Source organism: Streptomyces aculeolatus (assembly GCF_020400605.1).
Taxonomy (GTDB): domain Bacteria; phylum Actinomycetota; class Actinomycetes; order Streptomycetales; family Streptomycetaceae; genus Streptomyces; species Streptomyces aculeolatus.
The window spans coordinates 166,338-174,093 of the sequence record NZ_JAINRD010000023.1; the positions used below are offsets into that span (position 1 = coordinate 166,338).

8 protein-coding genes are annotated in these 7,756 nt (G+C 75.0%); 5 read left to right on the forward strand and 3 right to left on the reverse strand.

Going from position 1 to position 7,756, the window contains the following annotated elements; genetic code table 11:
• Positions 1–6 precede the first annotated feature (6 nt).
• On the forward strand, positions 7–795 hold the full coding sequence (locus tag LG396_RS30765; protein ID WP_225797249.1) for an NAD(P)-dependent oxidoreductase: 789 nt from the start codon (positions 7–9) through the stop codon (positions 793–795).
• Between the two features lie 97 nt (positions 796–892).
• Here LG396_RS30765 and LG396_RS30770 read toward each other — a convergent pair whose 3' ends face one another.
• Complete coding sequence (locus tag LG396_RS30770; protein ID WP_225797250.1) at positions 893–1,948, reverse strand: UDP-N-acetylmuramate dehydrogenase; 1,056 nt, start codon at positions 1,946–1,948, stop codon at positions 893–895.
• 10 nt (positions 1,949–1,958) lie between these two features.
• Complete coding sequence (locus LG396_RS30775) at positions 1,959–2,933, reverse strand: nitroreductase/quinone reductase family protein (RefSeq protein WP_225797251.1); 975 nt, start codon at positions 2,931–2,933, stop codon at positions 1,959–1,961.
• A gap of 107 nt (positions 2,934–3,040) precedes the next feature.
• Between LG396_RS30775 and LG396_RS30780 the strand changes: the two genes are divergently transcribed.
• Positions 3,041–3,502 (forward strand): MarR family winged helix-turn-helix transcriptional regulator, encoded by a 462-nt coding sequence (locus LG396_RS30780; protein WP_225797252.1) that lies wholly within the window; start codon positions 3,041–3,043, stop codon positions 3,500–3,502.
• Between the two features lie 26 nt (positions 3,503–3,528).
• On the opposite strand, the gene LG396_RS30785 is transcribed toward LG396_RS30780, so the two are convergent.
• The gene (locus LG396_RS30785) at positions 3,529–4,131 is read right to left on the reverse strand and encodes a DedA family protein (protein ID WP_037740043.1); all 603 of its coding nucleotides are present in this window, start codon (positions 4,129–4,131) and stop codon (positions 3,529–3,531) included.
• Between the two features lie 223 nt (positions 4,132–4,354).
• On the opposite strand from LG396_RS30785, the gene LG396_RS30790 reads away from it, so the two are divergent.
• From LG396_RS30790 to LG396_RS30800, 3 genes are all read left to right on the forward strand, one after another.
• Entirely contained in the window at positions 4,355–5,509 is a 1,155-nt protein-coding gene (locus tag LG396_RS30790; protein WP_225797253.1) for a sensor histidine kinase, read from the forward strand.
• Entirely contained in the window at positions 5,509–6,138 is a 630-nt protein-coding gene (locus LG396_RS30795; RefSeq protein WP_199850233.1) for a response regulator, read from the forward strand. The genes LG396_RS30790 and LG396_RS30795 overlap by 1 nt, the downstream gene beginning before the upstream one ends.
• A 79-nt stretch (positions 6,139–6,217) precedes the next feature.
• Positions 6,218–7,525, forward strand: a complete 1,308-nt coding sequence (locus tag LG396_RS30800) for a hypothetical protein (protein ID WP_225797254.1) — start codon at positions 6,218–6,220, stop codon at positions 7,523–7,525.
• Positions 7,526–7,756 lie beyond the last annotated feature (231 nt).

Below are 7,756 nucleotides of genomic sequence, written 5' to 3' on the forward strand. Positions count from 1 at the left end.
GGGACGATGAAGCTCACGGTCTTGGGCGCGTCCGGCGGGACCGGCCGGGAGGTCGTCCGGCAGGCGGTGGCCGCCGGGCACGAGGTGACGGCGGTCGTGCGCAAGGGAGCGCGGAGCCTGACCGCCGCGCCGGGTGCGGTGTCCGCGGACGGCTCCGCGCGGAGGGCCAAGGGACGTGGCGGGCGCGGCGGCGAAGCGCGTGCCGGGCACGGCGGCGAGGGGCGCGGCGGTGGCGCGGGCGGTGTGCGCGAGGCCGGATACGGCGGCGGGAACGGGCGGTTGGCCGTGACGACCGTGGCGGACGTGACGGACCCCGCGGCCCTCGGCCCCGTCGTCACGGGCCGCGACGCCCTGCTGTTCTGCCCCGGCCTGGAGAGCCCCCGGCCCCCGGGCCGCCTGGGCGCGGCGGCACACGCGCTCGTACGGGCCGCGCGGGCGGCGGGCGTACGGCGGCTGCTCGTCGTCAGCTCGTCGCCGGTCGGGCCGCTGCCGCCGGACGAGGGGGTACTGGGGCGGGCGGTGTCGCCGGTGCTGCGGGCGGTGTTCAAGGACGTGTACGCGGAGGCCGCCGCGATGGAGTCGGAGCTGGTGCACAGCGGGCTCGACTGGACGGTGCTGCGGCCGGGCAAGCTGACGAACCGGCGGGGCAAGGGGCGCTACCGGCGCCGGGTCGGCGGCAACCTCCCCGACAAGGGCACCCTGGCGCGCGCCGACCTGGCGCGGGCGGTGCTCGACCTGCTGGACGACCCCGCGGTGCGGGGGCGGACGGTGGGGCTGGGGTCGGCGCGGGGGTGAGGGCGCGTACCGCCGCCGCGGGCGTACGCCCCGGGGCCGCGGGCGCACCCCGGGCAGATTCGGGGGTGCCTCGGGCGGCCGCCGGGCCGTCGGGCCGCTACAGGCGTACGCCGACCGTCACCGGCTCGTTGACCAGGGTGATGCCGAAGGCGTCCCGCACGCCGTCGCGCACCTCGCGGGCGAGCGCGAGGAGGTCCTCGGTGGTCGCCGAGCCGCGGTTGGTCAGGGCCAGGGTGTGCTTGGTGGAGATGCGGGCCCGGCCCGTGCCGTAGCCGCGGGTGAAGCCGGCGCGGTCGATGAGCCACGCCGCGGACGTCTTCGTCAGCCCCTCCCCCGCCGGGAACGCCGGCGGGTGCGTGTCGGGGCCGAGGCGGCGGGCGACGCGGTCGAGGAAGGCGGTGTGGGCCTCGCCGTCGAGGATCGGGTTGGTGAAGAAGGAGCCGGCCGACCACGTGTCGTGGTCCTCCGGGTCGAGCACCATGCCCTTGCCGGCGCGGAGCTTCAGCACGACGTCGCGCGCCTGGGCGGCCGGCACCCGCTCGCCGGGCGAGACGCCGAGCATGCGCGCCGCCTCCCCGTACCGGATGGGCGCGGACAGCCCGCCCTCGTCCGCGAGCCGGAAGCGGACGCGCAGGACGACGAAGCGGGCGGGGTCGGCCTTGAAGCGGCTGTGCCGGTACGAGAAGCCGCATTCGGCGCCCGGGACGGTGACGGTCTCGCCTGTGGTGCGGTCGTACGCGACGACCTCGGTGATCGTCTCCGCGACCTCCTGGCCGTACGCGCCGACGTTCTGGATCGGCGTCGCCCCGGCCGAGCCGGGGATGCCGGCGAGGCACTCGATGCCGGCGAGGCCGGCGTCGACGGTGCGGGCGACGGCGTCCGTCCAGTTCTCCCCGGCGGCCAGTTCGAGCGCGGTGCCGTCGAGGGCGAAGCCCTCGGTGGCGATGCGCAGGGCGGTGCCGGGGAAGCCGGCGTCGGAGACGACGAGGTTGCTGCCGCCGCCGACGACGAGCAGCGGCGTCCCGTCGGCGTCGGCCGCGCGCACCGCGTCGACCACCTCGGCGTCGGTCGTGGCGGTGACGAGCCGGGCGGCGGGGCCGCCGAGGCGGAGGGTGGTCAGCGGGGCGAGGGGGGCGTCGTGGCGTACCTGCACGGGGCCAAGGTTACGGGCCGGGGGTGACAGGGCGCGTAGGCGGTGCCGGGACGCCGAGGGCGGGGAGCAGCTCGCGCTCCTCGTAGGCGAAGTGGGCGTCGAGGCGGGCGGCGAGGGCGCGCAGCTCGGCGCGGACGGGGGCGGCTCGGGGGGCGGCTTGCGGGGCCGCGGCCAGTTCGCGTACGCGCTCCAGCATCGCGGTGACCGCGCGGTGCTCCTCGCGGATCCGGGTGACGGCGGGGGCGATGCCGGGGAACTGCCGCGCCATGGCGCCGAGGGCGCCGTCCTCCGCGCGGTGGTGGTCTTCGAGGGAGGTGCAGTAGGCGAGGCAGTGGCGGCGGAGGTCGCGGAGGACGGGCGCGGGGGCGTGCGCGGGGGCGTGCTCGGGCGCGCGGGCCGGCTCGGGAGTCCCGTCGGCCGCCTCGGGGCCGTCTTCGGCGGCGGCCAGCACCCCGGCCAGCTCCCGGCGCAGTTCGTCGTGCGCCCGGAGCAGCTGCTCCCCGGCGGCCCTGCGGCGCTGCGGGTCGGCGAAGGGGTTGGGGTGCAGGGCGACGACGGGGATGGTGCGGTCGGTGCCGCGCTCGTACGCGGCGAAGGCGGGGTCGAGTCCGGCCTGCACCGCGTACATCCGGTCGCGCTCGGCGGCGGGGAGCGGGGCCGCGTCCGCCTCGTACGCCGCGATGCCCCCGGGGGCGTCGGCGTCGCGGATCTCGACGGTGACGCGGGGGTGGGCGAGGAGGTTGTGGTACCAGGCGGGGTGGCGGTCGGCGCCGCCGTTGGAGCCGAAGACGAGCAGGCGGGCGCCGTCGCGGAGGTAGACGACGGGGTTGGTGCGGCGGGTGCCGCTGCGGGCGCCGGTGGTGGTGAGCAGCACGAGGGGCGCGCCCGCGAACATGCCGCCGACCCGGCCGCCGTTCGCCCGGAACTCCTCGATGACCTGCCGGTTGAACTCTGCCGGGCTGGGTGTCTGCTGCTCGGTCGGCACGGGGGGACCGCCTCTCGCGCTCGCGGGTAGCATCGCGCTCGCCGTAGAAGGTTTTGCTTTGCAAGCAAAATATCTTTGTCTGCAAAGCTAAAGAGGGGAGTGCCGCGGTGTCAACCGCCGGGACCGGCGTCGACGACGCCATCCGTACGCTGCTGCTGCTCATGCCGCGCATGGTGGGGCGCGCGAAACGGCTGCCGGTCCCCCGCGAACTGCACTCCCTCGCGCTCGCGCCGCGACACCTCTCCCTCCTCGCCTACCTGCTCTTCGACGGCGAGGCGAGCGTCAACGAGCTGGCCGAGCGGCTGGAGGTGGCCCCGACGACCGTGAGCCTCATGGTCGGCGAGCTGAGCCGCAAGGGCGTCCTGGAGCGGCGCGAGGACCCGGCGGACCGGCGGCGCAAGCTGGTCGGCATCACGGCGGAGCGCCGCCCGGCGATCGACGCCTGGCTGGGGCAGAGCGCGCAGGCGTGGCGGAGGGCGCTGGAGCCGCTGACGGCGGCGGAGCGGCGGACGTTCGTCGAGACGCTGGCGGCGTACGAGAGGCACCTGGGCGAGGACGACTCCGCGTAGCAGCCGTCCCGCGGACGCGGCCGGTGCTACGCGCGGCGGCGCGGCGCCCGGTGCCGGCCGCGGCCGGCGGCCACGGCCCGTACGGCCAGGAACGCCACCGCCGCCAGGGCGACGACGCCCAGGACCACCTTGGAGTACACGCCGACCAGGTCGCTGATCTCGTGCCAGCGCGAGCCCAGCCAGTAGCCCGCGAGCACGAACACGGTGTTCCACAGGGCGCTGCCCGCGGCCGTGAGGCCGAGGAAGACCGGCACCCGCATCCGTTCGACGCCCGCGGGCACCGATATGAGGCTGCGGAAGATCGGGATCATGCGGCCGAAGAACACCGCCTTCGTGCCGTGCCGGGCGAACCACGCCTCCGTGCGCTCGATGTCGCGCACCTTGAGCAGCGGCAGCTTCGCCGCCAGCGCGACGGTCCGCTCGCGGCCGAGGAGCGCGCCGACCCAGTACAGCGCGAGGGCGCCGACGACGGAGCCGACGGTGGTCCAGATGAGGACCGCCACCAGGTTCAGCCCGCCCTGGTTGGCCGTGAAGCCGGCGAGCGGCAGGATGACCTCGCTGGGCAGCGGCGGGAAAAGGTTCTCCAGCGCGATGGCCAGCCCCGCCCCCGGCGCCCCGAGATCCTCCATGAGCCCTGCGGCCCACCCAGCGACGCCACCGCTGGGCGCTTCTCCGGCAGCGATTCCGATCATGGCGATGACGGTACGGGGCCGCTCCGGCAACCGGAATCCGGGGTCCCACCCAACCCCGTACGGAGAACCGCACCCCCCGGCTGTGCGGAACCCCACCTGCCCGTTCGTGCGGAAAGCCGCAGTGCACCCCTCCCCCGCCCGCGGCTAGCGTGACCGCATCATGCGTCCGATCCTGCTCCGCCGCCTGCGTACCGCGGCCGGGGTCCTCACCGGCGGCCTCACCGCCCTCGTCGAGCTGCCGCTGGTCGCCCTGTGCGGCCTGTGGCTCCTCGCCACCTGGCCGTGGCAGGCGGCCGCCGGCGGCGCCCCGCGCGCGACCCGCCTCCCGTACGAGGCCGCGGCCCGCCTGGCGACGGCCGAGCGCACGCGCATGACGTACTTCTACGGCAGCGAACTCGCCCCGCCCCGCGCCACGTCCCGCGCGCTCTCGTACCTCGCGCTGCGCTGGGGCGTCGGCGTGCTCGGGGGCGCGGTGCTGCTGACGGCGCTGATCGGGGCGGCGTACGGGTCGACGCTGCTGTGGATCTGGTTCGTGGCGAGGGACGCCAACCCCTTCGTGATGTTCGCCTCCGGCCTGGCCGGCCTGTTCCTGCTGTTCCTCTCCATCCAGGGCGTGGAGAGCGTGGCCGCGCTCGACAACCACCTCGCGCACCGCTTCCTCGGCCCCAGCCCCGCCGACCTCCTCCAGCGCCGCATCGGCGAACTCGCCGCCACCCGCGCCGGCATCGTGGCCGCCGTGCACGACGAGCGCCGCCGCATCGAACGCGACCTCCACGACGGCGTACAGCAGCGCCTCGTCGTCCTCGGGATGCTCCTGGGCCGCGCCCGGCGCACCGGGGCCGCCGACCCGGAGAAGTCGCGCGAACTCCTCCGCCAGGCCCACGAGCAGTCCCAACTGGCCCTCACCGACCTGCGCGAGGTCGCCTGGCACGTCTACCCGGCGGCACTGGACGACGCCGGCCTGCGCGCGGCGCTGGAGGCCCTGGCGGAGCGCTCGGAGCTGCCCGTACGCATCGACTACGCGCTCGCGGAGCCGCTGCCGGAAGCGGTGCGCACGATCGCGTACTTCACGGTCTCCGAGGCCGTCACGAACGCGATCAAGCACTCGTCCGCCGCGCTCGTGACCGTACGGCTGACGCGGGATGCGACGATGGCGCGCGTGAGCATCGAGGACGACGGCACGGGCGGCGCGAACCCCGCCGGCGGCGGCCTGCTGGGCCTGGCCCGCCGCGTCGCCGCCCTCGACGGCCGCCTCACCGTCTCCAGCCCGCCCGGCGGGCCCACCACCGTCACCGCGGAGCTGCCGTGCGCGTAGTGCTGGCCGACGACTCGACGCTGCTGCGCGAGGGCCTCGCCCGCCTCCTCGCCGACGAGGGCCACGACGTCACCGCCGCCGTCGGCGACGCCCCCGCCCTGGTCGCCGCGGTCGCCGCCGACCCCCCGGACGTCGCGGTCGTCGACGTCCGCATGCCCCCGGGCCACTCCGACGACGGCCTGCGCGCGGCACTGGAGATCCGCGAACGGTGGCCGGAGACGGGGGTGCTGGTGCTCTCGCAGTACGTCGAGCGGCGCTACGCGACGGAGTTGGTCACCGGCAGCACGGGCGGGGTCGGGTACCTGCTGAAGGACCGCGTGGTCCAGGTCGACGAGTTCCTCGACGCGCTGGACCGCGTGGCCACGGGCGGCACGGCCCTCGACCCCGAGGTCGTACGCCGCCTCCTCACCCACAGCAGCCACCCGCTGGACCGCCTGACCCCGCGCGAACGCGAGGTCCTGGACCGCATGGCCCAGGGCCACACCAACGCGGCGATCGCGACCCGGCTGCACGTCTCGCAGAGCGCGGTGGAGAAGCACGCCAACGCGATCTTCGACAAGCTGGACCTGGGCCACACGGAGGGCTACAGCCGCAGGGTCCTGGCCATCCTGCGCTACCTGGAACCGTGACCCGGCCGGCCCTTCCCTCGAGTTTTGCGAGCCGTCGGTCACGGTGGCACTCTGTCCCGTCGAACAGAGGGGGGCGCTGATGCGCAGGATGAGTTGGGTCGCCGGCGTGGCCGTGGCCGGAGCGTTGATGACGGCGTGCTCGGGCTCCGGAGAAGACAGCGGGGGTGCAGCGACCGGTACGGGCAAGCGCACCGGCTCGTCGCCGAGTACGGAGCCCACACCGCCCGGCACGCAGTTGGAGGTGCCGGCGCTTTACGACACGGGGCGGGGCTGGGAGTCGGCGGAGGAGGGCACGCAGGTGCCACTCCCCCGGACCGGCGCCGTTGCGGTGATCCAGGAGCGGCCCGGCGAGGGGGGACCGGACGAGTACAGCCTCATCGTCCTGGACGCCGCGACCGGCGAGAAGCGGTGGAGCAGCGTCGCCGTCAGCCCGCTGGGGCCCACGGACCTGCCCGTGATCAGGGCGATGGTGGACGGCAAGGAGTACCTGGCCGCCTGGTCGTCGGGCACCACGGAAGCCGACGCCGTCAACCGCGGCAAGGAGGTCGTCGCCCTCGACATCTTCCCCGCGGACTCGTCGGGCGACGGCGTACAGCCGGTCCACGTCGAGGTGGAGGGTACGGGGAAGGTCCGTGACGGCGGGGCCGGCCTGCTGGTGGCGGACGACGGCGACGACACCGTGGTAGCCGTCGACCCCGCGACCGGCGATACGACCGACTACGTCGTCAACGACCAGGAACCACCCGCCGATTGCCCCGATTGCAGCAGCAGTTGGGAGGTCAGGGGCCTGACGGACAACGGCCTGCTGATGGGCACCAGCATCGACATCGACTACGACGCCTTCTGGGTACCCGGCGGCTGGACCGCCGCCGACCTCCGGCCGAAGGAAGCCGACCCCGAGGAGTCGCCCATCGTCCAGGCCATCTCGGACGACCTCCTCGTCGTCGACTGGGGCGAGGCGCGCAACTCCGATTCGATCGTGTGGAGCGCCGTCGACGGCGCCTCCGGCAAGACGCTTGCCACGGTCCGCTGCGACGGGGACGTGACCCCCATCGACGCCCACCTGTCCGCCAACGGGCGCTACCTCGCCCACGGAGGCCGGGTGTTCGACCTGAAGGCGGGTACAGGCGTGTGCTACGAGCGCACCGAGTCCACCAATCCGGTCGAGTTCCAGATCGCCACCGACGAGGGCGTGATCTACGGGAACGCCGACACGTCGGACGGCTTCACTTCCGCGGGAGGACCGGTGCAGCTCGACATGAGGACCGGCAAGATCAAGGAGTTCGACGACGTCAACACCGAGTTCCCCTTCGGCGACACCGCCGGATACGGCCTCTTCTGGGACGAGGCGACGCAGACGATGGTCGCCTACCCGCACGCGGAATAGACCGGGCCAAGCGCTCGGCACCGGCCCGCACAGGCAGGAGGGCCCGGCCGCGCCCGCCCACGGGACGCGGCCGGCCAGCACACCGAGCCCTCCGCCGGACGACGACCCGGGCGCCCCGGCGGGTGCCGGAGGACGCACCGGGACACGCCCTCCGGCGCTCCCCTGCGCCTCCGCACTGATCGCAGTCCAGCGGTGGCGCGGACATGCATACGTCCGCAGGCAGGCCGAGGC